We start from the raw sequence: 26738 nt of genomic DNA, 5'->3' as shown, positions 1-26738 counted from the left end.
CAACAACCGATGCATCGCCCTGGTAGGTGCCAACCTTGGTTGGCACGAAATCCACAGCACCGACCAAGGTCGGCATCTACCAAAACCGGTTGCCGGCCAGCGGCCGGCGCTACCCCCTGCAACCACCGCCGCATCGCCTTGGTAGGTGCCAACCTTGGTTGGCCCGAACCCACAGCGCCGACCGAGGTCGGCATCTACCAAAACCGGTTGCCGGCCAGCGGCCGGCGCTACCCCTGCAACAACCGCCGCATCGCCTTGGTAGGTGCCAACCTTGGTTGGCACGAACCCACAGCGCCGACCGAGGTCGGCATCTACCAAAACCGGTTGCCGGCCAGCGGCCGGCACTACCCCCTGCAACAACCGATGCATCGCCCTGGTAGGTGCCAACCTTGGTTGGCACGAAATCCACAGCGCCGACCAGGGTCGGCATCTACCAAAACCGGTTGCCGGCCAGCGGCCGGCACTACCCCTGCAGCAACCGACGTTGCAACCGCTCCACCGCACGCTGCAGCAGCACCCGGTTGCGGCCCAGCTTCATCCACTGCGGCAGGCGCGAGAACATCGAACCGTTGGTAACGCCCGCGCGCTCGCGCAGAGGCGCGGCAGCGTAGTCGTGCAGTGCCTGCAGATGGGCTTCGTTGTAGGCCCACAGCACGCCGGCCGCAGTCTTTTCGACCAGCCGCAGCGGCAAGCCGAAATGCGGATCGATCGCCTCAGTGCCACGCCATCGCGACAGCGTGACCTCCACCTCGCTGCTGCGTCCGCACTGACTGCAGTCCGCCGCCAGCGTCCGCAACGGCGACACTGCACGCGCACGGTGCAGCTCGGCGCGGACCCATTTGTGCCCGCAGTATCCGCAGGGACGATAGCCGCTGTAGCGCACGGGCCCGACCCAGTCGCCCGCGGCACAGCAACCGCAGCCGCATCCACTGTCGAGGGCTGCGCTGCAGCCCAGGCAGCGGAAACGTCGCGATTCCGGCGTCCGCACCACCCAGCCGGGCGTATCGCAGCGGTGGCAGCGCACCGCGATGCGGTCCGAATAGCGCCACAGGGCGTGGCCGTCATCCAGATGCCGGCCCGGCAGCGGCGCAGGCCGCAGGTCGCGATTGCGCCGCACCGTCATCAGACGTAGATCCGCGTCGGCGCCTCGTCGACGATCGCGTGCGGCACGAAGCGCGCACTGTCGCGGGTGATCGCGCTGTCATCCTCGCGGATGCCGATGCCGCAGGCATGGTCACCGATCACCCAACTGCCGATCAGCGGATAGCCGCCTTCGAACCGGGTGAGAGGATGCGCACGCTGGATGATCGCCGGGCCGTCGTAGGGACCGTCGCTGCGCTGGGTGCTGCCATCGGCCAGGTGCATCTCGATGTTGGCGCCTTCGCGCGAGAACAACGGTTTGCGCACCCAGCCCGACGCCAGCGCGCTGCCGTCATCGAAATGCGCCTCCAGCAGGTTCGGATGGCCCACGTTGCGCTGCCACAGCAGCGGCAGGATGCCCTTGTTGCTCAGCACCGCCTTCCAGGCCGGTTCCAGCAGCTGCACGCCCGAACCGGGCAGCGCGCGGCCGAATTCCTCGGCCATCAGGTCTTCCAGCGGATACAGCTTGAACAGCGTGCCGATCACCGAATCATCCAGCGCGGTGAAGCGGCCGTCCTCGGACAGGCCGATGTCCTCGATGGCGATGGCCTGGCCATGCAGGCCGGCCTGGGATGCGCAGTCACGCAGGTACTCGACCGTGCCACGGTCTTCCTCCGAACTGCCGACCGCGCTGAAGTACAGCGGCGGCGGCAGCTGCGTGGCGAGGTCGCCGAAACGCTCGACCAGCGCTTCGTGGATCGCGTTGAACTGGTCGGCATGCTGCGGCAGGCGACCGGCATTGCGCTGGTCTTCCAGCCACTGCCACTGGAAGAAGCTGGCTTCGAACAGCGAGGTCGGCGTGTCGTAGTTCAATTCGTATAGCTTGGCCGGGCCGGTACCGTCGTAGGCCAGGTCCAGGCGGCCATAGAGGTGCGGCTGGCGCTGGCGCCAGCTGTCGGCGATCCAGTCGCGGTAGTGCGACGGAATCGCCAGCTGGTCCATCAAGCGTTCGCTGCCGATGACATCACCGACCAGATCCAGCGCCATCTGGTGCAGCTCGGCGCTGGGGTCTTCGATGTCCTGTTCGATCTGGCGCAGGGTGAAGGCGTAATACGCGCTTTCATCCCAGTACGGCTGGCCGTCGATGGTGTGGAAGCGGAAACCCGCCTCTTCCGCGCGCGCCCGCCACTGGGCACGCTCGGCAATCCGGATGCGCTGCATGGGTCGATCAGCCGCCGTAGCTGCCGCTGGTGCTACGGCGTGCGCTGGTGTTGCCGAAGCCACCACGGCTGGCAGTGACCGCACGGTTCGGCTCGCTGGTGACCGGCGCCAGGCCGGCCTTGCCGGCACCGATGCCGCTGGCGGTGTTCAGGCCACCGGTGCCACCCGGTGCCGGGCGCGCCCAACCCGCATTCTTGTCCTGGTAGGCCGGTGCCGACGCCGGCGCCTGCGGAGCGAGGCCGCCGCGGTTGCTCAGCATCTGCGACATGAAGAAGCCCATCATCATCGGGCCGATGAACGAGGTACCGGCCGAGGTGTGCTGCTGCACGCACTGTTCCGGCTTGTAGTCCTTCTCGCAGGCTTCCTTGCTGGCGTACTTCGGCGCAGCATCGGCGGCCTGCTTCTGCGCTTCGGCGAACGCATTGCGGCACGACGACGGATCGCCGGTGGCCTCGGTGCAGGCCTCCACCGAGGTATACAGGCCTTCCTGCACCTTCACCTCCGGCTCCTTCTGGCAGGCGGTGAACAGCAGCGGCGCGGCGCTCATCAGCAGCAGCGCGGTGGTGCGGGAACGTTTCATGGCCTCATGCCCTGTCGACGGATCAATGCCCCAATGATGCCAAATCCGGGCCAGCAACCGGAATCGGCAAAGTGCGAAAGATGAACGGACTTTCATTTTCGTCGGCATTGGGGTCAGAGCCCATCGCGCCGCGATGGGATCCGACCCCAGGCGACGCACCGCTCTGGTAGGTGCCAACCTTGGTTGCACACATCCCGCGGCGCCCGGTCATGCCCGGCGCGCGCAGCCAAGTCTCCGGCAAGAAGCCCCCTTGTTGTTCAAGGGGGGCGCGCCGAAGGCGCGGGGATAAGGGGAAATGCGCGGACCGCCAAGCCGCTGCAAGCGGTGAAGGTGGTTGCAGCAGCAACCGAAAAAATTGGCCATGATCGGCTGACCCCCACGTCGTACGGCCCGCCCGTTCCGCCCGCCATGCCCGAATACCGTTCCCGCACCTCCACCGCCGGTCGCAACATGGCCGGCGCCCGCGCCCTGTGGCGCGCCACCGGCATGAAGGACGGCGACTTCCACAAGCCGATCATCGCCATCGCCAACTCCTTCACCCAGTTCGTGCCCGGCCACGTGCACCTGAAGGACCTCGGCCAGCTGGTCGCGCGCGAGATCGAACAGGTCGGCGGTGTCGCCAAGGAATTCAACACCATCGCCGTGGACGACGGCATCGCGATGGGCCACGACGGCATGCTGTATTCGCTGCCCAGCCGCGAGATCATCGCCGACGCCGTGGAGTACATGGTCAACGCGCACTGCGCCGACGCGCTGGTGTGCATCAGCAACTGCGACAAGATCACCCCCGGCATGCTGATGGCCGCGCTGCGCCTGAACATCCCGGTGGTGTTCGTCTCCGGCGGGCCGATGGAAGCAGGCAAGACCAAGCTGTCCGAGCACAAGCTGGATCTGGTCGATGCGATGGTGGTGGCCGCCGATGACAGCGCCTCCGACGAGAAAGTCGCCGCGTTCGAGCGCAGCGCCTGCCCCACCTGCGGTTCCTGCTCGGGCATGTTCACCGCCAACTCGATGAACTGCCTGACCGAGGCGCTGGGCCTGTCGCTGCCCGGCAACGGCACCACGCTGGCTACCCACGCCGACCGTGAGGCGCTGTTCCGCCGCGCCGGCCGCCTGATCGTCGAACTCTGCCATCGCTGGTATGGCGGCGAAGACCCCAGCGCGCTGCCGCGCGGCATCGCCACCCAGGCCGCGTTCGCCAATGCGATGACCCTGGACATCGCCATGGGCGGCTCCACCAATACCATCCTGCATCTGCTGGCCGCAGCACAGGAGGCGGAGGTCGACTTCGACCTGACCCACATCGACGCGCTGTCGCGGCGCGTGCCGCAGCTGTGCAAGGTGGCGCCGAACACGCCGAAGTACCACATCGAGGACGTGCACCGCGCCGGCGGCGTGTTCGGCATCCTCGGTGAACTGGACCGTGCCGGCCTGCTCGATACCACGGTGCCGACCGTGCACAGCGCCAGCCTGGCCGACGCGCTGGAACGCTGGGACGTAGTGCGCAGTGACAACGACACCCTGCATGCCTTCTTCAAGGCCGGCCCGGCCGGCATCCCTACCCAGGAGGCCTTCAGCCAGGCCACGCGCTGGCCGACCCTGGACATGGACCGCGCCGAGGGCTGCATCCGCTCGCTGCAGCATGCGTACTCACTGGAAGGCGGCCTCGCCGTGCTGCGTGGCAATCTGGCCGTGGATGGCTGCGTGGTGAAAACCGCCGGCGTGGACGAATCGATCCACGTGTTCGAAGGCCCCGCGCGTGTCTATGAAAGCCAGGACGCCGCCGTCGCCGGCATCCTCGCCGACGAGGTGCAACCGGGTGAGGTAGTGGTGATCCGCTACGAAGGGCCGAAGGGCGGCCCGGGCATGCAGGAGATGCTGTACCCCACCAGCTACCTGAAATCGAAAGGACTGGGCAAGCAGTGCGCGCTGCTGACCGATGGCCGCTTCTCCGGCGGCACCTCGGGCCTGTCGATCGGCCACGTCTCGCCGGAAGCCGCCAGCGGCGGTGTCATCGGTCTGGTGGAGAACGGCGACCGCATCCGCATCGACATCCCGGCCCGCCGCATCGACCTGCTGCTGGATGAGGCCACGCTGGCCCAGCGCCGCGCCGACGCCGATGCACGTGGCTGGAAACCGCGCGCGCCACGCCCGCGCAAGGTTACCAGCGCGTTGAAGGCCTACGCCCTGCTGGCCACCAGCGCCGACAAGGGCGCCGTACGCAACACCGCCCTGCTCGGCGATTGATGCCGATCCGGTAGTGCCGGCCGCTGGCCGGCACCTGGGAAAAGGGGACGGAGGGGATTAAGTCGTGTGTGCCTCAAACGACTTAATCCCCTCCGTCCCCTTTTTGCCGGCCAGCGGCCGGCACTACCGGTCAGCCGATCACGCGCTTGAACGGCGGCAGCGCGTCGATGATGCGCTTGCCGTAGCGGCGGGTCAGCAGCCGCGAATCAAGAATGACCACGCGGCCGGTGTCGGTGGAGGTGCGGATCAGGCGGCCGGCGAACTGGGTCAGCGTGCGCAGCGCATGCGGAATGGCGATCAGGTTGAACGCGTTGAGCCCGCGTCCCTCGAACCACTCGCTGAGGGTGGCGGTCTGCGGGTCGGTCGGCACGGCGAACGGCACCTGGGTGATCACCACCGTGGTGCAGGCCTCGCCGGGCAGGTCGAGGCCCTCGCCGAACGAGTTCAGGCCGAACAGCACCGAGCCCTCGCCTGCCTCGACACGCCGCAGGTGTTCCTCGATCAGCCGGGTCTTGGACATCTCGCCCTGCACCAGCACCTGCTTGCGGCGCGCAGCCGGCATCAGCCCGGCCACCTTCTCCATCTTCCAGCGCGAGGTGAACAGCACCATCGAGCCCTTGGCCCAGTCCAGTTCGGTGTCCAGGTAGCGCGCCACTTCGCGCGGGTGGCCTTCGCGGTCGTCCGGCGTGACCGGGAACTTCGGCACGATCAGTTCGGCCTGGTTGGGCAGGTCGAACGGCGACGACAGCGAGACCATCTCGGCCTCTTCAGGAATGCCGTTGTCGATCGCCAGCGCCTGGAAGTCGCCACCGCCGGTCAGCGTCGCCGAGGTCATCACCACCGAGTCCACTTCATCCCACAGCAGCTTGCGCAGCACGTGCGCGGCCGACACCGGCGAACCGTGCAGCACCAGGTCGCCATCGCGGGTGGCAGTCACCCAGCGCGCCATCGGCGGCGCGCCGTCCTTGTCTTCGCGGCGCCACGCCTGCCACAGGTTGTACTGCTGCTCGATCATCTCCAGCGCCATGCCCAGGTTGCGCTGCAGGCGCTCGCGCGCGGCATCGTCCGGCTTGCCCTTGGCCACCTGCGTGGTGGCCGCATGCGCCCAGTTGTAGAGGCTGCGGGTATCGTCGGCCAGTGCCTCGATCGGCTCGCGCCAAGCCTCGGGCAGGCGTCCATTGGCCGCGCGCCACATCGGCTCTTCGTCCGCCGGCGCCGGCATCCACACCCGCTCGATGTGATCACGGAACGCGCGCAGCTGCTTGGCCACGTTGCTGGCGACTTCGATCGCTTCGTTGGGCAGCAGGTTGCCGAGCCGGTCCTTGTCGACCGCGCGGTAGGCACCGGCGATCAGGATCTGCAGGCGGCCGGTGCGCTTGGCCATCTCGTCCAGCGCGAGGCTGGCCGCGCCCTGGTCGATCGCCACGTTGCCGATGTGATGGCCTTCGTCCAGCACCAGCAGCATGTCCGAGGGTGGCGCGATCAACGGCTGGCCGTTGTCGCTGTCACCGATCGACAGCGCCGACAGCAGCAGCGCGTGGTTGGTGACCACGATCTGTGCGTCGCGCACCGTATTGCGCGAGCGCAGCACCGCGCACTGCGCCGAATAGGCGCAGCGTCGCCCGGCACAACCCGAGGCCGGCGTGGTGATGCGGCTGCGCAGGCCGGGACTGATGGTCTCCGGCGCATTGTCGATATCGCCATCCCAGCTGCCGCTGGTGAAGGCGTCGGTCAGGCGTTTGGCGATGTCCATCTCGATCGGCGCCAGCGGCCGGTCGAACAGTGGCGCGTCATCCTCGAACATGCCGCCCTGCGAGCCCTCGCCCTGCGCCTCGGCGGCATTGCGCGTGCACAGGTAGCGGGTGCGTCCCTTGGCCAGCGCCACGGTCGCTTCCAGGCCGGTGGCCTTCAGGAAATTCGGGATATCGCGCTCGACCAGCTGCGACTGCAGCGCCACGGTGCCGGTGCTGATCACCAGCTTCTTCTTGGTGGCCAGCGCGATCGGCACGCCTGCGGTGAGGTAGCCCAGGCTCTTGCCGACGCCGGTCGGCGCCTCGACCACGCCGACGCCACCGCTTTTCGACAGCGCGCGCGACACCACGCCGATCATCTGGCTCTGCGAGCGACGGGTGGAGAAGCCGGGGGTGTTGGCCTGCAGCGTCGTGTACGCCTTGCGGATCGCGTCCTTCAAGGTGTCATCGAGCGTGCGCGGAGCGGCGACGGTTTCGGTCACGCCGGGAACTACCGTAGCTGGATCAGGCCGGTCATTGTCGCATGGCCGGCCGCGTTCACTGTTGCTGGCACCCTGAACGAGCCAGCGACGACGCCCGCCGGCGCGCACGGTCCGAAGCCCGCGCCGCACAGGGGCGAAACACGCCGGGCGTGGCCCGGCGCCAGCGCTCAGGCGACCGGGGCGGGACGGCTACGCAGCAGGCGCACCAGCGCCCACACCAGCAGCACCACGCCGATGGCCTCGACCATCGCCAGCGCGAAGTGCACCACGCCGAAGATGGCGCTCATGCCCGAGATGGCGCTGAAGTTGCCACTGCTGACCAGCCACATCGGCAGCATGCCCGCCGCCAGGCCACCCAGGCTGGACAGCAGCAACAGCAGCAGGCCGACCAGCGCGCCGGTGCGGGTGGCATCGCGCGGCGCACCGACCACCCAGACCAGGCCGACGCACAGCGCGATCAGCACCGGCAGGCGCACGCCGACCATGCTCAGCACGGTCACCATCAGGGTTGTGCTGTCCATCGGTCAGTCCTCGCCGGCCAGCACGGCCGAGCCCTGGCGCAGCGACTGGTAGACCTCGCCGGTCTGCGGGCGCACGCCGTGCCACTGCAGGAAGCTCTCGGCGGCCTGCTCGACCAGCATGCCCAGGCCGTCGACGGTATTGCGGCACTGCGCCGCACGGGCCCAGGCCAGGAAGGCGATGGCCGCCTCGCCGTAGTTCAGGTCGACGGCAGTGGTCATCGAATTGACCAGCGACAGCGGCAGCTTGAACTCGACGTCGCGGTCGCGGCCAGCCGAGGTGGCATTGACGATCAGTTCGAAGTCGCCGAGGTCGCGCAGGTCTTCCCAGTAGCGGCTGATCGCACGGCCGGGCTCGCCCATCGCGTCGATCAGTTCGTCGGCGCGCTCCGGCGTGCGGTTGACCACCACCAGTTCGGTGATGCCGGCATCGAGCAGCGCCGGGGCGACGCTGCGCGCCGAGCCACCGGCGCCGATCATCAGCACGCGGCGGCCGCGCAGGTCCAGGCCGTGGCGGTCGGTCAGGTCGCGCACCAGGCCGATGCCATCGGTGGTGTCGCCATGCCAGCGGTCGCCCTTGCGCAGCAGCGTGTTGACCGAGCCGGCGCGGCGCGCGCGCGCGGTCAGCGTGGTGCACAGCGAGAACGCGGCTTCCTTGTGCGGCAGGGTGACGTTGGCGCCAACACCGCCCTCGGCGGCGAAGGCCTCCAGTCCGGCCAGGAACGCATCCGGGGCCAGGTCGATCGCGCGGTAGTCGATGGCAATGCCTTCCTGGCGACCGAACGTCGCGTGGATCTGCGGCGACTTCGAGTGGGCAACGGGGTGTCCGAAGACGGCGTAACGGTCGGTCATGGAATCCTCAAGCTGGCTAGACTGATGCTCTTTCGTGCACGGAACCGGATGATGCGCATCACCCCGCCCCTGCTGGTGCTCGCCGCCAGTCTACTCTCTGCCCCCGTGGCGATGGCGTTGAACGAGTACGGCATCGAAGGCATGGGCGTGGTCTCGACCCGCGCCGACGAAGGCCGCGCCACGATCAGCGCCGATGGCCAGCGCATCGTCTTCGCCCGCCGCGGCGAGGCCGGCTGGGGCCTGTGGGAGGCGCGCGTGGTGGACGGTCGCTGGCAGCAGGCACAGGTACTGCCGGTAGGCGTGGCCGGTGAAGCCCGCGATCCCTACTTCAGCCGTGACGGCCGCTGGCTGCTGTTCGCGGCCGGCCGCGAGGGCGCGCTGGCGCTGTACCGCGCCGCGTTGGCCGCCGACGGCCGGCTGGGCCCGGCGCAGCCGCTGGCCGGTGACGGCGGGCGCCGGGAAGAGCGCGGGCCGGCCCTGAGCGCGGACGGCAAGCAGCTGTTGTTTGCCCGCCAGCAGGGCCGTGGCGCCGGCTGGGACCTGTTCGTGGCGACGCTGGATGCGCAGGGCCTGCGCGGCCCGGCCAGCGCACTGAGCGCGTTGAACAGCGCCGACGACGAGACCGACGGCGACTGGCTGGGCCAGGACGGCGCCGTGGTGTTCAGCCGCGGCAATGGCAGTACCGCGCAGGTCTGGAGCAGCGGCTGTGCGTGGAGCGGTGTAGCGCTGCAGCCGCTGGGGCTGTCGTTCAACCAGGCCGGCGGCTGGACCGGTGCGCCGGTGGTCGACAACGCCAAGCCGGGCGAGATGATGGTGGCCAGCAGTGCAGCGAAGGCGCCGCGTGCCGGTGGCGTGGACGTGTACCGGTTGGCGGTGCCGAAGGTGGCGGCGGTGGCCGGGTGCGCGCGGTAGATCCACGCCGCGCGTGGATGGCGCCCGCGAAGGGGTCAGAGCCCTTTCCTGCGGAAAGGGATCCGACCCCGGGCATTGCCCGTCAGCGCGACAACACCTTGGCGCGCAACTGCTCGTACTCCATCTCGCTCAGCTGGCCGTTGTCCTTGCGCTGGTTCAACGCGGCCAGCTCGGCCTGCACGGTCTCCGGCAGCGCCTGCTCACGGGCCACGTGGCGGGCAGCGGAGAGCTGTTCCGGCGGGCGCTTGCCGGCCCGCCAGGCGGCGATGAAGACAGCGACGATGATGGCGCCGAACACCAGCGTACCGGTGCCCCAGATCAGCCATTGCACCCATCCCAGTTCGGGTCCCATCGCGCAGTCCTCCGTCTATCGTGGCGCTATTGTCAGCGCTCGCGCAGCCATCGCGCCACCTGCGGCGCGAAATAGGTCAGCACACCATCGGCGCCGGCCCGCTTGAAACCCAGCAGCGACTCCAGCACGCAGGCGCGTTCGTCCAGCCAGCCGTTGGCGAAGGCGGCCTTCATCATCGCGTACTCGCCACTCACCTGATAGGCGAAGGTCGGCACACCGAATGTCTCCTTCACCCGGCGCACCAGGTCCAGGTACGGCATGCCCGGCTTGACCATCACCATGTCGGCGCCCTCTTCCAGGTCCAGCGCGATCTCGCGCAAGGCCTCGTCGCCGTTGGCCGGGTCCATCTGGTAGGTCTTCTTGTCGGCCTTGCCGAGGCTGGCCGCGCTGCCCACCGCATCACGGAACGGGCCGTAGAACGCCGAGGCGTACTTGGCCGAGTAGGCCATGATGCGCACGTTGATGTGGTTGTCGGCATCCAGCGCACGGCGGATCGCGCCGATGCGGCCGTCCATCATGTCCGACGGCGAGACGATGTCCACACCGGCCTCGGCGTGCGACAGCGACTGCTTGACCAGCGCTTCGACAGTGATGTCGTTGAGCACGTATCCCTTGTCGTCGATGATGCCGTCCTGGCCGTGGGTGGTGTACGGGTCCAGCGCCACGTCGGTCATCACTCCCAGTTCCGGGAAGCGCGACTTCAGCGCGCGGATCGCACGCTGCGCCAGGCCGTCCTCGGCCCACGCCGCCGACGCGTCCAGCGACTTCAGCGACGGGTCGATCACCGGGAACAGGTCGATCACCGGAATGCCCAGCTCCAGCGCCTCTTCGGCCACCTTCAGCAGTTCTTCGATCGACAGCCGCTCCACGCCCGGCATCGACGGCACTGCGGTGCGGCCCGCCCGTTCGTGCACGAACACCGGGTAGATCAGGTCGTCGGTGGTCAGCGAGTTCTCGCGCATCAGGCGGCGCGAGAACTCGTCGTGGCGCATGCGGCGCGGGCGGTAAAGCGGGTGGGACATGGCAGGCTCCGAGGAGTGGCTATTGCAACAGGTAGCCCTGCGGCAGCAGGGGTTCGGGCAACGGGCGTTCGCCGAGCGCGTCGAGCTGGTCGATCTCGATCGTGCGCACCAGCGCGTCCAGCGGCAGGTCGTTCGGCTCCAGGCCGAACGGGTCTTCCATTTCTTCGCCCAGCTGGTCCAGGCCGAAGAAGGCGTAGGCCAGCACCGCCGACAGCACCGGCGTGCCCCAGCCCAGCGAGCTGGCCAGGCCGAACGGCAGCAGCACGCAGAACATCCATGCGCAGCGATGCAGCAGCAGGGTGTAGGCGAACGGCAGCGGCGTGGTGAGGATGCGCTCGCAGCCCGCCTGGATCGACGACATCGCGTGCAGGCGCTCTTCCAGCTGGGTGTAGAGGATCGGGTCGAGTTCGCCGGCGCGCAGGGCGTGGGCCAGCTCGGCAGCGATCATCGACAGCAATGCGTCGGGCACGTTCTCGCGCTGGCCCAGCTGCTCGCGCTGCGGCTTGTCCAGCCACGGCAACGCCGCCAGGGCCACGATGCGCCCGCGCAGGCGCGCGGCCAGCGCATGGGCAAAAGCCGTAGTGAGGTAGGCGATGCGGCGGCGGCGACCGGCGTCATCGGCCAGCAGCAGGTTCACCTGGCGGGCCAGCGAACGCGATTCGTAGACCAGCTGGCCCCACAGCTTGCGGCCTTCCCACCAGCGGTCGTAGCAGGCGCTGTTGCGGAAACTGAGGAAGATCGACAGGACCAGGCCGAGCAGGGTGAACGGCGTGACGGAAACGCGCTCGATGCCGGTCGGCGGCGCCAGCTCCACCACCGCGGCCACCGCGATGGACAGGATCAGGATGGCCAGCACCTTCGGCGCGATCGCTTTTACGATCGAGCCGCGCAGGATGTACAGCAGTTGCCAGCCGTGGGGACGGGGTCGGATGATCATGGGGCAGCCGCGCCGGGCGCGGATTCACAGGCACGCGGGGGGCTCGCGCAGCCGTTCATTGTACGCCCCTGCCCGGCCCGCGGCCGTGTACCTGCGACGCCCGGTCGCACCCGGCGATGCGGCTCAGATCACGCCGCCCCCCAGGCTCAGGCGCAGGATGCCGACCACCACCACGATGCCGTTCAGCACCAGCCCGGCCCAGGCCCGGCCGCGCTTGGTCGGGTGGGTGAACAGGATGCCCAGCGCGGCGATCACCGCGCCCACGGCGGCGAACGGGATCAGGAACCAGTTGCCCCAGCCCAGCAGCGGAATCAGCGCCAGGATCATCCACAACAGCGCCAGTACGCCCCACAACAGACTGATCACGCCCATTCCACTCTCCCGCCGTTGGTTCCTGTCTGTGCACCATAGTCGTTCCCGCCGTCGCCGCCTACTGCCGTTGGCGGGGCTGTCACCGGCACCGTGCTAGCGTGCCGCCGTGCCTGCTCTGGGCCGGGTGTTGGCGCCGATTCAGAGTGGCCCGCCGATGATCGCAAAAGTCCTACAGGGGTCGTGCCATGAACATCCGTTGGGCCGCGTTGGCGGCCATCCTGCTGGTCGCCGCCGGCTGTGCCAGCACCTCCAAGGTCATGCTGGGGCGCGCCCGCGCGCCGATCGATCCGGCACTGGTGCAGATCTATTCGACGCCGCCGGCCGGCTCCCAGGAAATCGCCCAGCTGGAATCGGCGTCTGCCGTGGGCTTCGGCACGCAGGGCCAGACCGATGCAGCGGTGGCGCGCCTGAAGCGCGAGGCCGCAGCGCTGGGCGCCAATGGCGTGGTGCTGATGGGCGTGGGCAGCAGCGGCTCACCGGTGGGCATGTCGGTGGGTGCCGGCACGTTCGGCTCGCATGTCGGCGGTGGCGTCGGCATCGGTATTCCGACCACGCAGAAGCGCGCCGCCGGCGTGGCGATCTGGGTGCCGAACCCGGAACCGCCGGCACGACTGCCGACGCAGGTGATCACCCCGCAGCGGTGACGCGGCGGCATCACCGCGGGTAGTGCCGGCCGCTGCCCGGCAACCTCAGGAATCCTCCCGACGTCAGGGGAATGCCGGCCAGCGGCCGGCACTACCGGGGGGTGTTCAGCGCTTGTACTTCGGCACGAACACCTTGTTCACCGCGTCGGCCAGCTGGTCCGGCGGCAGCAGGCCCTGGTCGAGCAGGAAGTTGTTGAACGCCAGGCGGTCGAACTTCGCACCCAGTGCCAGCTCAGTCTGCATGCGCAGTTCCAGGATACGGGTGTAGCCGTAGAAGTAGCTGCCGGCCTGGCCCGGCATGCGCACCATGTAGCGGTCCAGTTCCTGGGTGGCCATCGCCTTGGACAGGCCGACCTGCTCCATCAGCACGCGCTCGCCGTTGGCGCGGTCGGTCAGGCCGAGGTTGAGCATCGGGTCGAGCATCGCGCGTGCGGCGCGCAGCAGGCGGAACTGCAGGGCGATCATCTGCCCGTCCAGCGGCTCGTACGGCACCATCTCGGCCTCGGCATACAGCGCCCAGCCTTCCACGTTCACCGAATTGAACGCGAACATGGTGCGTGCCAGCGACACGCCGCGCTCGACCATCGCGGTGAACTGCAGCTCGTGGCCGGGGCGGCCTTCATGCGCACTCAGCGTCCACGCCGCCGCACCGAAGTTGAAGTCGTCGTACTGTGCGCCCGGGCCCGCGGCCGGGTTGCCCAGCGGCAGCACGAAGGTGCCCTGCTGCCCGGTGTTGTTGACCAGCGGCGCAGGCAGGAAATGCGGGGCCGGGCTGGCCGCGCTCTCGGCGGCCGAACCCAGGCGCATCTGCATGGCGCGCTTGGGCACGTCGACGATGGCATGCTCGCGGATCAGCGGATCGATCGCATCGATCACCTTGCGGTAGTGGCCTTCCAGATGGTCGTCGGCGATCTTGTCGGCCTTCAGCGCGCGGATCACCGCCACCGGGTCGCTCGGATCGGCCACCTTCAGGCCCTTGTCCTTCACCACCAGCGGCGCCAGCTGCTGCATCGCCGAGCGGGTTTCCATGAACTCCAGCTGCGCGCGCTGCATCAGCAGCTTCGGGTCGATGTCGATGCCGACCTGCTTGAGCTGGTAGGCGTACAGCGGCGCCGGCAGCCGTGCGTCGGTGCGCGCCTTCGGCAGCACGGTCGAGCGCGTCCAGCTGGCGTAGTCCTTCATCTGCCCGGCCAGGGCCTTCATCGCTTCATCGGCGCCGGCGATCTGGTACTTATTCAGCAGCGACTCGATGCCGCTGATGTAGGTCTCGACGTTGTCCAGCGACTGCTGCACTTCGATCTTCGTCGGCTGCAACAGGCTGCTGTCCTTCAAGCGCTCTTCGTAGCGCTGGCGGGCCAGCGTGGTGAACGCGGTGCCGCCCGGCTGCAGGCCGGCGTAAGCCTTGAGGCGGTCGATCGCCTTGGCCCGGCGCTCGGCCGGCACCTGGTCGGACAGCAGCAGGTTGAGGCCGCTGAACACCGTCTGCGGCGCGTCACTCCACGGCAGCAGGTACTTCTCGTTGAGCTCACTGCCTTCGATGTTCTGGTTGGCGGCGTGGATCATGATCTCCAGGTCCTGGCGGACGTTGGGATCCTGCTCGGTGGCCAGCTTCGCCTTCAGTTCGTCGCGGGCCTTGGCCATCGCGGCGCGGTAGCGCTTGCCGTTGTCCGCGCCGAGGTCGGCCACCTTGTCGTCGTAGCCGGGCACGCCGAAGAAGCCGGTTTCTTCCGGCTGGAACGGGCCCTGCGCATCGAGCAGGATCTGCGCCAGTGCGTTGCTGCGGGCGACCCAGGCCGGGCTGGCCGGTGTGGCGGCCTTGGCGGCGGGTGCCGCCAGCGCCGGCGGTGCGGACAGCAGCGGGGCGGCGGTCAGGGCCAGGGCAACGGCCAACGCGATCGGCTTCATGGTGCACTCCAGGACAGGGTTGCCCGCACCCTACGCGCTCAGCGCGGTGGCGACAATCGGCCGGAGGTCACAACGCTGCGGTCAGCGGGCATTCGCCGCGTTCGCGGCAGGCCTGCAGTTCGCATTCCTGCGCGGCCTCATCGTCATCCAGCGCAGTCAGGTCGAAGGTCTGCTTGTTCTCGCCCAGCACGTACATCACCGGGTAGTCCCACACGTCGTCACTGCGGGTGCCCTTCACGAACAACCGGCCGTGTGCGCGGGGGCCTTCCAGGGCCACGGTCAGGCCGACATCGCGCTGGCCGTTGAGCGCGGTCTGCATGCTGCCCAGCGGCATCGATTCGGTACGCAGCGGCTCGCCGAAGGCTTCCACCAGTTCGATGCTGCAGCCGGCGCGACGCATCGCCTCGCGCATCGGTGGGCTCTCGCGTGCCGCCTCACTCCAGCGCAGCACGCTCCAGGCCACCGTGCCACCGGCCCCGGCCAGCACCAGCAGCACGGCCACGGGCATCGCCCAGCGCCAGTGGCGGGACCACCAGCCGGCGGGCTTCGGGCCGTGGGTGGGAATCGGCGGCGGCAGTGTCATCGGCGGGCTCCTTCCCGTCTGTGTTTCAAGGCTGCAGGCAGCGCCCCAGGAAGGCTTCGGCCACACGATAGCGATGCAGGGCATCGGCGCCGGACAGGCCATGCTTGGCACCCGGGTAGGTCATCAGCTCGAACGGCTGGCCGCGCTTCTGCAGCGCGCTCATCAAGCTGGTCGAATTGGTGAACAGCACGTTGTCGTCCGCCATGCCGTGGATCAGCAGCAACGGCGAGCGCAGCCCATCGATGTGGGTCAGCACGCGCGCTTCACGGTAACCGGCGTCGTTGCGCGCCGGCAGGTCCATGTAGCGCTCAGTGTAATGGCTGTCGTACAGGCCCCAGTCGGTGACCGGGGCGCCGGCCACGCCGCAGGCGTACTGGTTCGACGCCTTGGCCAGCAGCATCAGGGTCATGTAACCGCCGTTGGACCAGCCCTGCACGCCGATGCGCGCCGGGTCCACCCACGGCTGCTGCTTCAGCCAGGTCACGCCGCGCAGCTGGTCGGTCACTTCCACCGTGCCCTGCTTCCCGTACAGCGCACCACCGAAGTCGCGGCCGCGGCGCGGGGTGCCGCGGTTGTCCAGCGAGAACACGACGTAGCCCTGCTGGGCCAGGTACTGGTTGAACAGATGGTCGCCACGGCCGGGCCAGCTGTCGGTGACGGTCTGGCTGGCCGGGCCGCCATAGACATACACCGCCACCGGGTAGCGCCTGGACGGATCGAAGCCGGCCGGCTTGATCAGGCTGTAGTGCAGTGGCGTCTTGCCGTCGGCGGCGGTGAGCGTGCCGAACTCGACCGGGCGCTGCGCGTCGCGGTAGCGCGCATACGGGTGCTTGGGATCGGCCAGGTTGTTTTCCACCAGTGTGGCGATCTTCTCGCCGTTGGCGCGGAACAGCTCGATCTGCGGCGGCGTGGTGCTGTTGGACCAACTGTCCACATAGACGCTGGCGTTGCGGGCGAAGCTGGCGCTGTGCATGCCCGGCGCCTTCGACAGGCGCTGCGGCTCGCCGCCCTGCAGCGATACCGCGTAGATCTGGCTTTCGCGCGGGCTTTCGATGCCGGCGCGGAAGTAGGCCTTGCCGGCCGTCTCATCCACCGCCAGCAGCTCGTCCACCGGCCAGTTGCCGTGGGTCAGCGCGGTGGCCTTGCCGTTGCTGTCGATGCGGTACAGGTGCTGGAAGCCGGTGCGCTCGGACGACCACAGCACGCTGCCGTCTTCAAGGAAGCGCAGGCTGTTGTGCAGCGGTACCCAGGTCGGGCTGGTCTCGTGGGCGAGTACGCGCTGGCGGTTGGAGTCGAGTGCCACTTCCACCAGGTCCAGCTGCTTCTGGTCGCGTGACTGGCGCTGGAAGCTCAGGTGCTGCGCATCGCGCCAATCGACGCGGGCCAGGTAGATGTCCTGTTCCTTGCCCAGGTCGACCCAGCGCGGCTGCGCCTCGGCGGCCGGTGCGATCACGCCCAGCTGCACGCGCACGTTGGCGTCACCGGCGGCCGGGTAACGCTGTTCGATCACATCGGTGCGGTCGGCGTAGACCTCGTAGCGCTTCTGCACCGGCACCGGTGCCTCGTCGATGCGCGCGAACGCGATGGCCGAATCGTCCGGTGCCCACCAGTAACCGGTGTGGCGGTCCATCTCTTCATCGGCGACGAACTCGGCCACGCCGTTGCCGATGGTGGTGCTGCCGTCGCGGGTCAGCTGCAGCTGCTTTCCACTGGCCAGGTCGATCACCCACAGGTTGCGGCCGCGGATGAAGCTGACGAAGCCGCCCTTGGGCGACAGCTTGGCGTCGGTGGCGAAGCCCTCACCGTGGGTCAGCTGGCGCACGGCCGCCGCCCCCTGCTGCTTGAGGTCGTACAGGTACAGCTCGCCGCCCAACGGGAACAGCAGGCGCTGTGCGTCCGGCGACCACTGGTAATCGACGATGCCGGTCATCGCGGCGATGCGCTGGCGCTCGCGGCGCGCCTTTTCCTCATCGCTGAGGGTCTCGGTGCCGGGCAGCACCACCTTGGAATCAACCAGCAACCGGGTCTGGCCACTGCCGATGTCGTAGGTCCACAGGTCCAGCTGGTTGCGATCGCTGTCCTTGCCGCGCAGGAAACTGACCTGCGAACCGTCCGGCGCCACCTTGGGCTTCATCAGGGTCGGGCCGGACAGCGGCAGCGGGCCGGTGATGGCCTCCAGGGTCAGCTTTTCGGCGTGGGCGGCGGTACTGGTGGCGAGCATGAGGGCAAGCGAAGCGAACAGGTGGCGCATGGAGGATCCCGGCAAACGGCAGGTCCGCCCGGCGGCAGGCGCGGGGCGGTCGTTCCCCCATCCTAACCAAGCCCGTGCAGGAAGGCAGCATGACCTTCTGCCCATAAGGCGTGCCGACGAGTGCCGACCAACGGTCGGCACCCACCACCAGCAGATCCACGCCATGCGTGGATGACGCCGTCCTGGGTCAGCGCTGGCCGAACAGGTGCTTGCGCTCTTCGTCGCTGAGCGGCTTGCCGGCGTTCGGGTTCACCTGCTGGCGCAGCGCATAGGCGCGCTGGGTGGCCGGGCGCGCGGCGATGGCCTCGTGCCAGCGCTTGAGGTTCGGGAACGCGGCGAAGTCCACCGGCAGCTTGTCGTAGGCGCCGATCCACGGGTAGCTGGCCATGTCGGCGATGGTGTACTCGTCGCCGGCCAGGAAGGCGTGCTGGGCCAGGCGCTTGTCCATCACCCCGTGCAGGCGGCGCACCTCGTTGTCGTAGCGCTCGATCGCGTAGGGAATCTTTTCTGGTGCGTACACGTTGAAGTGGCCCATCTGGCCACTCATCGGGCCCAGGCCGGCCATCTGCCAGAACAGCCATTCCAGGGTGGTCACGCGGCCGCGCGGGTCGCTGGGCAGGAAGCGGCCGGTCTTCTCGGCCAGGTACAGCAGGATCGCACCGGACTCGAACACGCTCTGCGGGGCACCGCCATCGGCCGGGGCGTGGTCGACGATGGCCGGCATCTTGTTGTTGGGCGAGATGGCCAGGAACTCTGGCTTGAACTGGTCACCCGAGCCGATGTTGACCGGGTGGATGCGGTACTCCAGGCCGGCTTCCTCCAACAGCAGGGTCACTTTGTGGCCGTTCGGGGTGGGCCAGTAATACAGGTCGATCATGGCGTCGGCTCGGGGTGCGGAAAGGAACCTGAAGTCTAGTGCGTGAGTTGGGTTGGCACCGTCATGGCGGGCCGGTAACCTCGCGGCTCCCCCGAAACGCACTGTCCTGCATGAGCCACAGTCCTCGTCCCCTGTCCCCGTTGTCCTCGCTGATCTTCGCCTCGCGCTGGCTGCAGCTGCCGCTGTACCTGGGCCTGATCCTTGCCCAGTGCGTCTACGTGTTCCTGTTCGGCAAGGAACTGTGGCACCTGCTGTCCCACTCGGTGTCGATGGGCGAACAGCAGATCATGCTGATCGTGCTGGGCCTGATCGACGTGGTGATGATCTCCAACCTGCTGGTGATGGTGATCGTCGGCGGCTACGAGACCTTCGTCTCGCGCCTGCGCCTGGAAGGCCACCCGGACCAGCCGGAATGGCTGAGCCACGTCAACGCCAGCGTGCTGAAGGTGAAGCTGGCGATGGCGATCATCGGCATCTCCTCGATCCACCTGCTGAAGACCTTCATTGCCACCAGCGCGCTGAAGGGACTGCCACTGTGCAAGCCGGAACAATGGGCGGCAGCAGTGTCTTCGGCTTCGACCAGCTTCTACAACGCTGGCGTCGATACCTGCACGACCATGACCCAGGAAGGCGTGCTGTGGCAGACCATCATCCACTGCGTGTTCATCCTGTCGGCGATCGGCATCGCCTGGACCGACAAGCTGATGTCCAACGGCCACAGCAAGTCGCACGACAAGGCACACGACCACTGAGGTCGCCGCCGGCCACGACATGATCGCCGCGGCCCCACCCGGCCACCACCCCTTGTGCGGGGCGGTGGCCGGGATGCTAGATTGCATCCTCGCCGTTGCCGGCGGTGGCGTCGGGAAACGCCACCCTGCCGCGCCTGGACCACGGGTCCCGGCCATGCATATCAATGATTTACGTCACGTCGTCTTCTAAAGGGGAGCAGGATGTCGCACGTCTCAACGATCACCGCCGCGCGCCGGTGGCTGCCGGTTGCTTTGGCACTGGCGCTGGCCGCCTGCTCGGGCAAGGAAGAATCCGCAGCACCGGCTCCGGCCGCCGCCCCCACCGCCGCGGCACCGGCCGCACCGGTGGTCGCCGCCAAGGTGCAGTCGATGGGCACCGAGCAGCTGCGTGAGTCGGCCAGCCAGGCCCTGCGCGAGAACCGCATGTACGCGCCGGCCGGCGACAACGCCATCGAGTACTACCTCGCCCTGCGCGACAAGACCCCGGACGACGCCTCGGTGAAGAGCGCGCTGACCGACCTGCTGCCGTACACCCTGATCGCCGCCGAGCAGCACCTGGGGCGCGAGGACTACACCGAAGCGCAGCGGCTGGTGGCGCTGATCGAGAAGGTGGATGCATCCGCGCCGGCCCTGCCGCGCCTGAAGGACGGCTTGGCCAAGGGCGTGCAGAACGCGGCCAAGCGCACCGAGGCCGAAGCCGAGAAGGCCAAGAAGGACGCCGAGGACCGCAGCAAGCAGCAGACCGAACAGCAGCGCCTGGCCGAGCAGCGTGCCAAGGAAGCCGACGCGGCCAAGCAGATCGCTGCGCAGCAGGATGCCGCCCGCCGCGACAACGAGCGCCAGGAAGCCGAGCGCCAGGCCGCCGCGCGCCGCGAAGCCGAGCTGAAGCAGCAGCAGGCCGCCGCCCAGCAGGCCAGTGCCGCACGCCAGGCCGCGGCTCCAGCGGCCGCTGCGGCGCCGAACCTGCGCCCGGTCAGCACCCCGGCGCCGCGCTATCCGTCCGAGGCACTGCGTGCAGGCACCTCCGGCGAAGTGCTGGTGGAAATCACCGTCGGCACCGACGGCTCAGTGACCAACGCCCGCGTATTGCGCGCAACACCGTCGCGCGTCTTCGATCGCGAAGCCATGAACGCGGTCAAGCGCTGGCGCTTCGAGCCGGTCAGCGCACCGGTCACCACCCGCCGTACCCTGGTATTCGCCCCGGGCGGCACCTGACCGCAAAAAGGGGACGGAGGGGATTAAGTCGTTTCCGCCCCCGCAATGAGGACACGGCCCGGCATGTCCGGGCCGTGTTCGTTTCAGGAGAGGCTGTCGATCAGGCGTTGCAGTGCCGGATCGCGCGCGGCCAGCACCTGGAACAGGCCCAGCGCATGCAGGCCCGGCAGCAGCCCACGCAGATCTGCTTCGGCGGTGACGCGGGTGGCGTCATCGCTGGCGGGGTCCTGCCAGTCACGGACGCTGGCGAGGAAGGCGCCGACGCTGCCCTTGCGCACGGTGAGGCCGTTTACCTGCACCTCGTTCTGATGGTCGGGAAGAATGTCCTGCGGCTGCATGGTGATGCTCCTGTGGGATCGGGAGCCCAGTGTGACGCCCAGTCATCGGCAGTTCTGCCGTATAACTGCCATTGGATATGGCAGATCAGACATCACCTGTGCTGATTGACCCCGCTTTGGCGAACGCTGAAGGCGGTCCTCTCGTCATGGCCTCCCAGCTGCGGGTGCCGGGACGGCGCCGCACCGCGCGCCACCAGCACGTGCGCGGCCAGTTGCTGGGTGCCCACCACGGCCTGCTGCGGATCGAGGCCGGCGACCTGCACTGGCTGCTGCCGGCGGGGCATGTTGCCTGGATACCGCCCTTGCTGCCCCACGCCCTGATAGGGGCAGACGCATTCGATGGCTGGAGCCTGTACGTCCGCGCCGATACCGGCCTGGATCTGCCCCCGCTGCCCCGTATTTTCCAACCCGATGCGCTGTTGCAGGCGGCGGTGACGCGCGCACTGCGCTGGCCCCATCAGGCACTGGACGCTGCGCAGGCACGCCTGGCCGGCGTCATCGCCGATGAGATCCGTGCCAGCACTCCCTTGCCATTTGCCCTGCCACAGCCGCGGGATCGCCGGTTGCGGCGGATCGCGGCGGCGCTGGCGCGTTCGCCGGACGACCTGCGCAGCGTCGAAGCGTGGGCAGCCGCCAGTGGACTGTCCAGCCGCAGCCTCGCCCGCCGTTGGCAGGCCGAAACAGGCATGACCTTGAGCCAGTGGCGGCAGCGCCTGCGCGTGCTGCTGTCACTGCCACGCCTGCTGGCAGGCGAACGGGTGATCAGCGTCGCCCTGTCGATGGGCTACGACACGCCCAGTTCCTTCATCAACGTGTTCAAGCGCGAGATGGGGGTAACGCCTGCGCGGTACAGCGAAGGCTGACGTATTTGACACTCCCGCCGCAATTCCTCGCGACCTAAGCTGGTTGTCATTTCAAAAGGAAAACAAATGAAGTACGACGACGCCAGCTGGCATTCCGACGGTGATTTTCCTGCCGAGCTTCCGCCCGAGGCCGGTGCAACGCATATCGGTATGTACGTGGCATGGCTCCTACTGCGGGGTATGGCAGGCGAAGAACTGGCCGACGACATGCAGGAGGAGCTGAGATCCTTGACTCGGCGTGCTATGACACCCGGTCAGTTCCTGCTGGTGTGTGATGGCAAGTTCCTTGACGAAATGATCAACGATGAGGCGAACGCATTCACGCTGGAGTACTACCAAGCGGATGACTGCCTGTATCCCGATGACTACATCGAATTGCTCGCAGACGATCTTCCTTCGCTGTACCACGTCGCCGATACCTGGGAAAACTTCGACCGACTGGCACCGGTGATCGCCCAGCGCTTCGCCGCTTGGCAGGCAACACAAACCTGAAAACAACGAGGCCCGGAATGACCGGGCCTCGTTTCATTTCCGCCGGGCATGGCCCGGCGCTACCCGTGGCGGTCAGCCGGAGATGGCCAGGCGCTCGTTGTGGTAGCGGCGCACGGCGGCGAACCACAGCACGGCGGCCAGGCCGAGGCTGGCGCCGAGGTAGATCGCCCAGACCGTCGGGGTGATGGTCTCGTGGCGGATCACCTTCAGCAGCATCTGGTTCTGCGACAGGAACGGCACGGCGTACTGCCACATCTCGCTCTTCAGCGGGTAGGCCACCAGTGCATAGCCAGGCAGCATCGGCAGCAGCATCAGCCAGGTCATGTGGCTCTGCGCTTCCTTCATGCTCTTGGCCGCGGCCGACAGGAAGGTCAGCAGCGAGGTACCGATCAGCAGCATCGGCAGCATCACCAGCAACATCTGCAGCATCGAGCCGACGTTCATGTTGAACTGGCGGCCGATGTTGCCGGGTGCGATCTGCGCGCTCACCTTGAACGCGACCAGGGTCAGCAGCAGCGACACGAAACCGACCACGCAGGCGGCGGCGATCTTGCCGCTGACGATCGCGCTGCGCGAGCCCGGCGTGGCCAGCAGGGGTTCCAGCGACTGCCGCTCGCGCTCGCCGGCGGTGGCGTCCATCACCAGGTAGGCACCCCCGATGAACGAGGTCAGCGTCAGCAGTACCGGCAGCAGCATCGACAGGATCATGCCGCGCTTGGCTTCGGCACTGGCCAGGTCCTGGCGTGCCACGTCCAGCGGGCGTGCCACCTGTGCATCGATGCCGCGTGCCATCAGGCGCAAGGCACCGACCTGGCCGTTGTAGGTGGCCAGCGCCGCCTCCAGGCGTGCACTGGGTACCTCGGCCGCGCGACGCGTGCTGTCCTTGATCACCTCCACCAGCGCCGGCTTGCCCTCGGCCCAGTCCTTGCCGAAGTCCCCGCTGATGCGCAGCGCCACATCGATATCCTGGCTGCGGATGGCCTCGGCCAGGTCCTTCGGCGCCGGTGCGGCATTGAGGCCCTGTGCGGCGAGGAAGCGCACCAGGTTCGGCGCGTTCTCCGCGCCGATCGTCGGGATCTGCAACGGCTCCTCGATCTGGGTGCGCACCCGGCTCTCGGCCAGCTTGCCCATGCCCAGCAGCAGCACCGGGTACAGCAGCGGCCCGAACAGCAGGGTCAGCAGCAGCGTGCGGCGGTCACGCGACAGGTCGCGCAGTTCCTTGCGCATCACCGTCATCAGGGTCGACATCATGCTCATGCGTGCAGGCCCTCTTCGCTGCCGATCAGTTTCACGAACGCGTCCTCAAGGTTGGCTTCACCGGCCTGCGCACGCAGATCATCGGCGCTGCCGGCGGCCATCACCGTGCCCTTGGCGATGATCACGATGTGGTCACACAACGCGCCCACCTCCTGCATGATGTGGCTGGACAGGATCACGCAGCGACCCTCTTCGCGCAGGCCCAGCAGGAAGCGGCGCAGCGCGCGCGTGGTCATCACGTCCAGGCCGTTGGTCGGTTCGTCGAGGATGACGTTGCGCGGATCGTGCACCAGCGCGCGGGCAATCGCGGTCTTGGTGCGCTGGCCCTGCGAGAAGCCATCGGTCTGCCGGTCGAGGATGTCGCCCATGTCCAGCGCGTGCGACAGCACCTCGATGCGTTCGCGGATGCGCTCGGCCGACAGGCCATGCAGCTCGCCGAAGTAGGCGATGTTCTCGCGCGCGGTCAGACGCTTGTAGACGCCGCGCGCATCGGGCAGTACGCCCAGGTGGCGACGTACCTCCACCGGATTGCCGGCGGCATCGATGCCATCGACGCTGATGCTGCCCTGGTCAGGGGTCATCAGCGTGTAGAGCATGCGCATGGTGGTGGTCTTGCCGGCACCGTTGGGGCCGAGCAGGCCGGTGATCTGCCCATCGCCGGCGCGGAAGCCGACGTTGGCGACCGCCTGGATGCGGCCCGTGGGGGTATCGAAGGCCTTGTGCAGGTTGTCGGCGACGATCATGGTTCCCATCCGTTGAACGAGGTGAACGCCGGCACGTAGCTCAGCGTGTCCAGGCAGCCGGCATCCAGCGCCTTGGCATCGGTCTTGTCGATGAACTGGCCGAGCAGCCGCGGCATGCAGCCGGCGGTCAACGTGCCATGGCCCTGGCCACGGGCGACCAGCGCACGGCCATTGGGCAGGCCCTTGAGCACCTGTGCGGCGTAGCGCGGGGGGGTCACCGGGTCCAGCTCACCGGACAGCAGCAGTGCCGGCACGTCGCTGCGCAGCGGCACGGCATCGGTTGCCGGCGCCGGACGGTGCGGCCACACCGGGCAGGCGGCGAAGAAGGCGCTGGCCACTTCGTTGCCGAACAGCCGCTCGGGGTCCTCGGCCGGCGCGTGGTAGCGCGGCGCATCCTCGCTGCAGATCACCGACCACTGCATGCCGCGGTTGATCTGGAAATCCATGCTGCGGTTCGCGCCGCGCGCCAGCGATGCCAACGGGGCATAGCGCCCGTGTGCGGCTTCATCCAGCACCAGTGGCAGCAGCGAGGAATACTGCGGCACGTAGGAGAAGGCGAAGGCCAGGCCGACCACGCTGTCCGGCGTCAGGACATCCTGCCGCGGTGCGTTGGTACCCGGGTCGCGATACTCGACCGAGACCGGTGCACGGCGCAGGGTGTCGACCACGCTGCGCAGCTGCGCGCGGGTATCGGTCGGGAAACGCTTGCTGCACGCGGCATCCTTGCGGCACTGCGCCGACTGCAGGGCGATCGCATCCTCGAAGGTGGTCGCGAAGTCGCCACCGACCACCAGCTCGTTCGGTACCACGCCATCGATGACGATGCTGCGGGTGTGCTGCGGATAGGCCCCGGCATAGCGCTGGGCCACGCGGGTACCGTAGGAGCCGCCAACCAGGTTCAGCTGGTCCACACCGAGCGCCGCACGCACCGCATCCAGATCGGCGATCGCCTCGGTGGTGGTGTAGAAGCGCGCATCGGCACGCCCCTGCAGCGATGCGGCGCAGCGCTGGGCGTAGTCGCGCAGCGATGCCTCGGAAGGCGCGGCATCCTCGTCCATCTGCAGCGGCTTGCCGTCCGCGCCCAGGCAGCTGAGCGGGTTGGAGCCGCCGGTGCCGCGCTGGTCGATCAGGAACACGTCGCGCTGCTTGCGCACCTGGCGCAGTGCGGTATCGACGATGACCGCCACCTCGCTGGCCGCCTGGCCGGGGCCGCCGGCCAGGAAGAACACCGGGTCGGGCTGGCTGGCGCCGCTGCTGCCCGATTCCAGCCAGGCGATGCGCAGGCCGATCCGGCGGCCATCGGGCTGGGCCCGGTTCTCCGGCACCTGCAGGGTGGCGCACTGCGCCTCCACGTTGGCGCTGGCGCCTTCGGTGGACAACGTGCAGGGCTGGAAGTCGATCGTGCCGAAGCGGCGGCTGGGTGCATCGCTGGCGCTTCCGGCGGCGGCCGGCGGCGGTTGGCTGCACCCGGCAAGCATCAGGCTGGCCAGCATCCCGGCCAGCGCGAGGTGGTGTCTTTGCATCGTGCTCGTTTCCCCTGGAGGACGTTCCTGTCGACCACGACGGGCTGCCGCGGAAGATGTGACCCAACTTACACGGGCAACGCGCCGACGGCGATGGGCAATGACGAATCCGCCGCCGACGGCGCGCAGACCTGGCAGTCCCGCGCTCGGCCTTGGCCCGTGCAGGGCGGCATCGGCGGCGGCCAGCAGCACCCCAAGGGCCAGTGTTCCGGCCCGACGGCGATGCGGGGTCTGAAAACGGCGAGCACGGCGACCGGCGCATGCGCACAATCCGCGGAAAACCCAAGGAGACGCCCATGCACGCGTGGTACCTCGGCGGCATCGACCACCGCCCTTTCCTGCACCTGTTCGAGATGAGCGACAGCGCGCTCGCCACGCTCGGCATCCAGCGTCGCTGGGCCGGCGCCAACGGCGGACATCCCTGCCGGATCAGCCTGAGCGACCCCGCGCCTGGCAGCGAGCTGCTCCTGCTGTCCCACGTCCACCTGCCGCTGCATTCGCCGTACCGCGCCGCCGGCCCGATCTTCGTGCAGCGCGGCGTGACCCGTTGCGTCCTGCCGCCGGGCGAGGTGCCCCCGTATGTGCAGCGCCGGATGATCTCGATGCGTGCCTATGACCACGCCGCGCTGATGTGCGGTGCCCAGGTCTGCGCGGGCACCGAGGTGGCCGACCACCTGGATGCACTGTTTGCCGACCCGTCGGTGGCGTTCGTGCAGCTGCACAACGCGGCGCATGGCTGTTTCTCGTGCCAGGCAGATCGCGTGGCTACCGGGACTGCGTCGCGTGATCTCCATGACGTGATCGATGCCACGCCGGTCACGTGACGTCCAGCGCATCCGTTCAGCCCTGCGTGAAGCCTGCGGGAAGGGCTTCACATGCGCAGTCACGGATCGGCACTGCGATGGTTCCGTCGCCTGCAGTGCGACTCGATACTCGCCGTGGTGCCGCCGAAAGTCCGCCGCGCAGCGC

At 68.4% G+C, this 26738-nt stretch carries 26 protein-coding genes; 8 read left to right on the top strand and 18 right to left on the bottom strand.

Annotated elements, in window-relative coordinates; genetic code table 11:
• Nucleotides 1-463: 463 nt before the first annotated feature.
• The 3 genes from AC5P98_RS19675 to AC5P98_RS19665 are packed head-to-tail and all read right to left on the bottom strand — an operon-like array spanning nt 464 to nt 2881.
• Nucleotides 464-1123 carry a hypothetical protein gene (locus AC5P98_RS19675; RefSeq protein ID WP_169411994.1) on the bottom strand — a complete coding sequence of 220 codons (660 nt, stop codon included), beginning with the start codon at nt 1121-1123 and terminating at the stop codon, nt 464-466.
• Nucleotides 1123-2301: a glutathionylspermidine synthase family protein gene (locus tag AC5P98_RS19670; protein WP_049404918.1), complete on the bottom strand. Its 1179-nt coding sequence runs from the start codon at nt 2299-2301 to the stop codon at nt 1123-1125. Before AC5P98_RS19670 ends, AC5P98_RS19675 begins: the two co-directional genes overlap by 1 nt.
• A gap of 7 nt (nt 2302-2308) precedes the next feature.
• On the bottom strand, nt 2309-2881 hold the full coding sequence (locus tag AC5P98_RS19665) for a DUF1190 domain-containing protein (RefSeq protein ID WP_005420172.1): 573 nt from the start codon (nt 2879-2881) through the stop codon (nt 2309-2311).
• Between the two features lie 408 nt (nt 2882-3289).
• Here AC5P98_RS19665 and ilvD point away from each other — a divergent pair, with 408 nt between their 5' ends.
• Nucleotides 3290-5128: a dihydroxy-acid dehydratase gene (ilvD, locus tag AC5P98_RS19660; RefSeq protein WP_049404917.1), complete on the top strand. Its 1839-nt coding sequence runs from the start codon at nt 3290-3292 to the stop codon at nt 5126-5128.
• Nucleotides 5129-5258: 130 nt separating this feature from the next.
• On the opposite strand, the gene dinG is transcribed toward ilvD, so the two are convergent.
• From dinG to aroE, 3 genes are all read right to left on the bottom strand, one after another.
• Nucleotides 5259-7361, bottom strand: a complete 2103-nt coding sequence (gene dinG, locus AC5P98_RS19655) for an ATP-dependent DNA helicase DinG (RefSeq protein ID WP_049404916.1) — start codon at nt 7359-7361, stop codon at nt 5259-5261.
• Nucleotides 7362-7528: 167 nt separating this feature from the next.
• Nucleotides 7529-7882, bottom strand: a complete 354-nt coding sequence (locus AC5P98_RS19650) for a hypothetical protein (RefSeq protein WP_014648789.1) — start codon at nt 7880-7882, stop codon at nt 7529-7531.
• A 3-nt stretch (nt 7883-7885) separates the two neighbouring features.
• On the bottom strand, nt 7886-8731 hold the full coding sequence (gene aroE / locus AC5P98_RS19645; protein ID WP_046433083.1) for a shikimate dehydrogenase: 846 nt from the start codon (nt 8729-8731) through the stop codon (nt 7886-7888).
• Between the two features lie 48 nt (nt 8732-8779).
• Between aroE and AC5P98_RS19640 the strand changes: the two genes are divergently transcribed.
• The gene (locus AC5P98_RS19640) at nt 8780-9643 is read left to right on the top strand and encodes a TolB family protein (RefSeq protein ID WP_014648791.1); all 864 of its coding nucleotides are present in this window, start codon (nt 8780-8782) and stop codon (nt 9641-9643) included.
• Between the two features lie 82 nt (nt 9644-9725).
• Here the strand turns inward: AC5P98_RS19640 and AC5P98_RS19635 are convergent, their stop codons facing one another.
• From AC5P98_RS19635 to AC5P98_RS19620, 4 genes are all read right to left on the bottom strand, one after another.
• On the bottom strand, nt 9726-9995 hold the full coding sequence (locus AC5P98_RS19635) for a gas vesicle protein GvpG (RefSeq protein ID WP_014648792.1): 270 nt from the start codon (nt 9993-9995) through the stop codon (nt 9726-9728).
• Between the two features lie 32 nt (nt 9996-10027).
• Nucleotides 10028-11017, bottom strand: a complete 990-nt coding sequence (gene hemB / locus AC5P98_RS19630) for a porphobilinogen synthase (RefSeq protein ID WP_049404915.1) — start codon at nt 11015-11017, stop codon at nt 10028-10030.
• A 19-nt stretch (nt 11018-11036) separates the two neighbouring features.
• Complete coding sequence (locus AC5P98_RS19625) at nt 11037-11954, bottom strand: bestrophin family protein (protein ID WP_049404914.1); 918 nt, start codon at nt 11952-11954, stop codon at nt 11037-11039.
• Nucleotides 11955-12077: 123 nt separating this feature from the next.
• On the bottom strand, nt 12078-12326 hold the full coding sequence (locus tag AC5P98_RS19620; protein ID WP_049404913.1) for a hypothetical protein: 249 nt from the start codon (nt 12324-12326) through the stop codon (nt 12078-12080).
• A gap of 185 nt (nt 12327-12511) precedes the next feature.
• Here AC5P98_RS19620 and AC5P98_RS19615 point away from each other — a divergent pair, with 185 nt between their 5' ends.
• On the top strand, nt 12512-12970 hold the full coding sequence (locus tag AC5P98_RS19615) for a hypothetical protein (protein WP_005420187.1): 459 nt from the start codon (nt 12512-12514) through the stop codon (nt 12968-12970).
• 105 nt (nt 12971-13075) lie between these two features.
• Here AC5P98_RS19615 and AC5P98_RS19610 read toward each other — a convergent pair whose 3' ends face one another.
• The 4 genes from AC5P98_RS19610 to AC5P98_RS19595 form a co-directional block, all read right to left on the bottom strand.
• Nucleotides 13076-14875 carry a DUF885 domain-containing protein gene (locus AC5P98_RS19610; RefSeq protein ID WP_049404912.1) on the bottom strand — a complete coding sequence of 600 codons (1800 nt, stop codon included), beginning with the start codon at nt 14873-14875 and terminating at the stop codon, nt 13076-13078.
• A gap of 67 nt (nt 14876-14942) precedes the next feature.
• Nucleotides 14943-15458 carry a cytochrome c oxidase assembly factor Coa1 family protein gene (locus AC5P98_RS19605; RefSeq protein WP_014648795.1) on the bottom strand — a complete coding sequence of 172 codons (516 nt, stop codon included), beginning with the start codon at nt 15456-15458 and terminating at the stop codon, nt 14943-14945.
• A gap of 25 nt (nt 15459-15483) precedes the next feature.
• The gene (locus AC5P98_RS19600) at nt 15484-17709 is read right to left on the bottom strand and encodes a S9 family peptidase (RefSeq protein ID WP_049404911.1); all 2226 of its coding nucleotides are present in this window, start codon (nt 17707-17709) and stop codon (nt 15484-15486) included.
• Nucleotides 17710-17896: 187 nt separating this feature from the next.
• On the bottom strand, nt 17897-18586 hold the full coding sequence (locus tag AC5P98_RS19595) for a glutathione binding-like protein (protein ID WP_014648797.1): 690 nt from the start codon (nt 18584-18586) through the stop codon (nt 17897-17899).
• A 110-nt stretch (nt 18587-18696) separates the two neighbouring features.
• Between AC5P98_RS19595 and AC5P98_RS19590 the strand changes: the two genes are divergently transcribed.
• Nucleotides 18697-19338 (top strand): TIGR00645 family protein, encoded by a 642-nt coding sequence (locus AC5P98_RS19590; RefSeq protein WP_019661669.1) that lies wholly within the window; start codon nt 18697-18699, stop codon nt 19336-19338.
• A gap of 201 nt (nt 19339-19539) precedes the next feature.
• Nucleotides 19540-20553, top strand: a complete 1014-nt coding sequence (locus tag AC5P98_RS19585; protein WP_014648799.1) for an energy transducer TonB — start codon at nt 19540-19542, stop codon at nt 20551-20553.
• Nucleotides 20554-20636: 83 nt separating this feature from the next.
• Here the strand turns inward: AC5P98_RS19585 and AC5P98_RS19580 are convergent, their stop codons facing one another.
• Entirely contained in the window at nt 20637-20891 is a 255-nt protein-coding gene (locus tag AC5P98_RS19580; RefSeq protein ID WP_032959056.1) for a hypothetical protein, read from the bottom strand.
• A 77-nt stretch (nt 20892-20968) separates the two neighbouring features.
• Between AC5P98_RS19580 and AC5P98_RS19575 the strand changes: the two genes are divergently transcribed.
• Together AC5P98_RS19575 and AC5P98_RS19570 are read left to right on the top strand one after the other, a co-directional pair.
• On the top strand, nt 20969-21754 hold the full coding sequence (locus tag AC5P98_RS19575) for an AraC family transcriptional regulator (RefSeq protein WP_049404909.1): 786 nt from the start codon (nt 20969-20971) through the stop codon (nt 21752-21754).
• A gap of 66 nt (nt 21755-21820) precedes the next feature.
• Nucleotides 21821-22246 (top strand): DUF7832 domain-containing protein, encoded by a 426-nt coding sequence (locus AC5P98_RS19570; protein WP_049404908.1) that lies wholly within the window; start codon nt 21821-21823, stop codon nt 22244-22246.
• 72 nt (nt 22247-22318) lie between these two features.
• Here the strand turns inward: AC5P98_RS19570 and AC5P98_RS19565 are convergent, their stop codons facing one another.
• The 3 genes from AC5P98_RS19565 to AC5P98_RS19555 are packed head-to-tail and all read right to left on the bottom strand — an operon-like array spanning nt 22319 to nt 25769.
• Nucleotides 22319-23503 (bottom strand): ABC transporter permease, encoded by a 1185-nt coding sequence (locus tag AC5P98_RS19565; protein WP_049404907.1) that lies wholly within the window; start codon nt 23501-23503, stop codon nt 22319-22321.
• Nucleotides 23500-24246 (bottom strand): ABC transporter ATP-binding protein, encoded by a 747-nt coding sequence (locus AC5P98_RS19560; RefSeq protein WP_495230168.1) that lies wholly within the window; start codon nt 24244-24246, stop codon nt 23500-23502. Before AC5P98_RS19560 ends, AC5P98_RS19565 begins: the two co-directional genes overlap by 4 nt.
• Nucleotides 24243-25769 carry an alpha/beta hydrolase gene (locus AC5P98_RS19555; protein ID WP_041863953.1) on the bottom strand — a complete coding sequence of 509 codons (1527 nt, stop codon included), beginning with the start codon at nt 25767-25769 and terminating at the stop codon, nt 24243-24245. The genes AC5P98_RS19560 and AC5P98_RS19555 overlap by 4 nt, the downstream gene beginning before the upstream one ends.
• 296 nt (nt 25770-26065) lie before the next feature.
• On the opposite strand from AC5P98_RS19555, the gene AC5P98_RS19550 reads away from it, so the two are divergent.
• Nucleotides 26066-26593, top strand: a complete 528-nt coding sequence (locus tag AC5P98_RS19550; protein WP_032959047.1) for a DUF1203 domain-containing protein — start codon at nt 26066-26068, stop codon at nt 26591-26593.
• Nucleotides 26594-26738 lie beyond the last annotated feature (145 nt).

Source organism: Stenotrophomonas sp. YJH_SMC_135 (assembly GCF_059372355.1).
Note: the sequence above shows the minus strand (reverse complement) of the source record. Positions and strands in the feature narration are given on the sequence as shown.

Bases quoted from the DNA above. Each gene is read 5' to 3' on its own strand.
- AC5P98_RS19615 (WP_005420187.1), top strand. From the start codon at position 12,512: ATGAACATCCGTTGGGCCGCGTTGGCGGCCATCCTGCTGGTCGCCGCC.
- AC5P98_RS19555 (WP_041863953.1), bottom strand. From the start codon at position 25,769: ATGCAAAGACACCACCTCGCGCTGGCCGGGATGCTGGCCAGCCTGATG.
- AC5P98_RS19650 (WP_014648789.1), bottom strand. From the start codon at position 7,882: ATGGACAGCACAACCCTGATGGTGACCGTGCTGAGCATGGTCGGCGTG.
- AC5P98_RS19595 (WP_014648797.1), bottom strand. From the start codon at position 18,586: ATGATCGACCTGTATTACTGGCCCACCCCGAACGGCCACAAAGTGACC.
- AC5P98_RS19565 (WP_049404907.1), bottom strand. From the start codon at position 23,503: ATGAGCATGATGTCGACCCTGATGACGGTGATGCGCAAGGAACTGCGC.
- AC5P98_RS19590 (WP_019661669.1), top strand. From the start codon at position 18,697: ATGAGCCACAGTCCTCGTCCCCTGTCCCCGTTGTCCTCGCTGATCTTC.
- AC5P98_RS19625 (WP_049404914.1), bottom strand. From the start codon at position 11,954: ATGATCATCCGACCCCGTCCCCACGGCTGGCAACTGCTGTACATCCTG.
- AC5P98_RS19670 (WP_049404918.1), bottom strand. From the start codon at position 2,301: ATGCAGCGCATCCGGATTGCCGAGCGTGCCCAGTGGCGGGCGCGCGCG.
- aroE (WP_046433083.1), bottom strand. From the start codon at position 8,731: ATGACCGACCGTTACGCCGTCTTCGGACACCCCGTTGCCCACTCGAAG.
- AC5P98_RS19665 (WP_005420172.1), bottom strand. From the start codon at position 2,881: ATGAAACGTTCCCGCACCACCGCGCTGCTGCTGATGAGCGCCGCGCCG.
- AC5P98_RS19580 (WP_032959056.1), bottom strand. From the start codon at position 20,891: ATGCAGCCGCAGGACATTCTTCCCGACCATCAGAACGAGGTGCAGGTA.
- ilvD (WP_049404917.1), top strand. From the start codon at position 3,290: ATGCCCGAATACCGTTCCCGCACCTCCACCGCCGGTCGCAACATGGCC.
- AC5P98_RS19550 (WP_032959047.1), top strand. From the start codon at position 26,066: ATGCACGCGTGGTACCTCGGCGGCATCGACCACCGCCCTTTCCTGCAC.
- AC5P98_RS19585 (WP_014648799.1), top strand. From the start codon at position 19,540: ATGTCGCACGTCTCAACGATCACCGCCGCGCGCCGGTGGCTGCCGGTT.
- AC5P98_RS19575 (WP_049404909.1), top strand. From the start codon at position 20,969: ATGGCAGATCAGACATCACCTGTGCTGATTGACCCCGCTTTGGCGAAC.
- AC5P98_RS19675 (WP_169411994.1), bottom strand. From the start codon at position 1,123: ATGACGGTGCGGCGCAATCGCGACCTGCGGCCTGCGCCGCTGCCGGGC.
- AC5P98_RS19640 (WP_014648791.1), top strand. From the start codon at position 8,780: ATGATGCGCATCACCCCGCCCCTGCTGGTGCTCGCCGCCAGTCTACTC.
- AC5P98_RS19635 (WP_014648792.1), bottom strand. From the start codon at position 9,995: ATGGGACCCGAACTGGGATGGGTGCAATGGCTGATCTGGGGCACCGGT.
- AC5P98_RS19600 (WP_049404911.1), bottom strand. From the start codon at position 17,709: ATGCGCCACCTGTTCGCTTCGCTTGCCCTCATGCTCGCCACCAGTACC.
- hemB (WP_049404915.1), bottom strand. From the start codon at position 11,017: ATGTCCCACCCGCTTTACCGCCCGCGCCGCATGCGCCACGACGAGTTC.
- AC5P98_RS19560 (WP_495230168.1), bottom strand. From the start codon at position 24,246: ATGATCGTCGCCGACAACCTGCACAAGGCCTTCGATACCCCCACGGGC.
- AC5P98_RS19620 (WP_049404913.1), bottom strand. From the start codon at position 12,326: ATGGGCGTGATCAGTCTGTTGTGGGGCGTACTGGCGCTGTTGTGGATG.
- AC5P98_RS19605 (WP_014648795.1), bottom strand. From the start codon at position 15,458: ATGACACTGCCGCCGCCGATTCCCACCCACGGCCCGAAGCCCGCCGGC.
- AC5P98_RS19570 (WP_049404908.1), top strand. From the start codon at position 21,821: ATGAAGTACGACGACGCCAGCTGGCATTCCGACGGTGATTTTCCTGCC.
- AC5P98_RS19610 (WP_049404912.1), bottom strand. From the start codon at position 14,875: ATGAAGCCGATCGCGTTGGCCGTTGCCCTGGCCCTGACCGCCGCCCCG.